At 52.3% G+C, this 1,943-nt stretch carries 2 protein-coding genes; one reads left to right on the top strand and one right to left on the bottom strand.

Annotation, left to right across the window (positions count from 1 at the left end; all coding sequences use genetic code 11):
• Nucleotides 1-16: 16 nt before the first annotated feature.
• A complete protein-coding gene (locus HXY34_14100) occupies nucleotides 17-193 on the top strand; it encodes a hypothetical protein (GenBank protein NWF97266.1) in 177 nt (58 codons plus the stop codon).
• Nucleotides 194-198: 5 nt separating this feature from the next.
• On the opposite strand, the gene HXY34_14095 is transcribed toward HXY34_14100, so the two are convergent.
• Nucleotides 199-1,464 carry an aminotransferase class V-fold PLP-dependent enzyme gene (locus HXY34_14095; protein NWF97265.1) on the bottom strand — a complete coding sequence of 422 codons (1,266 nt, stop codon included), beginning with the start codon at nucleotides 1,462-1,464 and terminating at the stop codon, nucleotides 199-201.
• Between the last annotated feature and the right edge of the window lie 479 nt (nucleotides 1,465-1,943).

The raw sequence follows: 1,943 nt of genomic DNA, 5'->3' as shown, positions 1-1,943 counted from the left end.
GGCTGAGGCTCAGAGGATGATTAAGAAGAAAGACAACCCGCTAACCAGACTTGAGGGGCTGCGGGTGACTGTGAGAGGTACAGTGAAGAAGTTCCGAGACTCGATAGAAATCAGTGCGCGAGAGATATCTGAGCCCGACGTGCTTGAGGAGATTGGCCGAGTCAAGGATGAGATTGAAAAGATGCTCAAGTGACCGATTCAGAGGCTTCGCTCTACGATTGCCTGCAGACCCTCTAGGAGTACCTCAGCATCATGACGGTTGTTGTAGAGATAGAAGCTAGCCCTTACTGTTCCCATCTTCGGATCAATACCAAGCTGATAGTGGAAGGGACCGACGCAGTGCCAACCGCTTCGGACCATCACGTTGTACTCCTCGTTCAGAAAGGTGGCCACATCATGCGCAGACTGAACGCTCTCAATCCGGAAGGTCACAATGCCGGACTTTGCCTCAGGAGTCGTAGGACCGATTATCTGGATTCCAGGAATCTGAGACATTGTCTGCATGACTGGAGCCAACAGTGAACGCTCGTGCTGCTCAATCTCGTGCATTCCAATCCGTTCTAGATACTGAGCCGCAGCAGCCGCACCAATAGCGCCAGCATAGTTCTGCAGGCCAGCTTCGAATTTCTCCGGTGGTGGCAGATAGGTTGGACTTATCACTCCATCACTATATCGAACATCTGAAACCGTGTCACCACCCGTAAGGAACATGTCCATCCGTTCAAGTAGGTCAATCTTCCCGTAGAGTACGCCCATGCCAGTGGGGCCACACATCTTGTGTATCGAGATAGCTGAGAAGTCTGTGTCGACTGCCTGCACATCCAGATGATGATGAGGTGCAAATTGGGCATCATCAGACATCACCAGTGCTCCTCGATCGTGAGCAATCTCAACTATCTCCTCCAGAGGTGCAACTGTCCCCGTGACGTTCGAGGAGTGAACAACAGAAACCAGACTTGTGTCACGGTCTATTGCGCGCTTCCAGTCCTCGATATCGAAAGTACCGTCGGTGCGCGCCTCGACAACATGCATCCTCAGACCGTCTCGTCTTGCTCGTTCGACGAACGGGAGTGAACCACTGTGGTGTTCCAACGACGTGGTTACAATCTTGGTTCCCTTTGGCAGGTGGAGGCACCTAGCAACGATGTTGAGCGACTCAGTAGCATTCCGGGTCCAGATACACTCCTCAGCATGTGAGGCATTGATAAAGCGTGCAAAGGTCTCTCGGGCCTTTGAGTAAGCATTCGACGCTTCTTCTCCCAGTGTATGGATGCTGCGGCCTCCACAAGCGGGGTACACCTCATAGTACTCGTTCATTGCGGCAATCACCTGTCTGGGCTTAAGTGCCATGCAGGCACTGTCAAGGTACACTATGGGCCGCCCTCTGATGGTTCGCTTGAGTGCCGGAAAATCATCCTTGACAGATTCCCAATCGGTCATCATCATCGCCTCACGATTTGCCACTGATATCCACCCTTGCCGAACTTGCGTGTGATTAGGCCCTCCTTGACCAGCTGATTTGCCGCAGCAACGAAAGAGTCGCCTCCGGCACAGTCAGCACAAAGATCAGCATACACCGCTTCTCGAGCTCGAGCCAGTATCTCAGATGTTGAGAGAGGCCCTACGTCCTCAAGAATTCTTAACACACACCAAGCGTTCTTTGACAGAGAGGACATGATAAGGCGGGTGATTCGGTCCGACATAAGAAGATTGGGTAAGGAGCCAATCGCTCTCAGCGCAAGGGACTTGGATTGTCAACTTGAGCCGTCGATGAGCCTCCTCTTGAGAGAAGTGATAACAGCTGACAGAGGACTCTGCTCACGAATTCTCCTGAGGGCAGCAGACCGTCTTCTCCCTTCGACCATCCTTGACGTGACATCCCCTTGCATTTGACAAAACGCTTATATCAGAACCCTTGGGAGTCTGCTCGCTCTATTTCTGCC

This window comes from Candidatus Thorarchaeota archaeon (assembly GCA_013388835.1).
Taxonomy (GTDB): domain Archaea; phylum Asgardarchaeota; class Thorarchaeia; order Thorarchaeales; family Thorarchaeaceae; genus JACAEL01.
The sequence above is the reverse complement of the archived record's forward strand: the minus strand, read 5'-3'. Positions and strand labels throughout refer to the sequence as shown.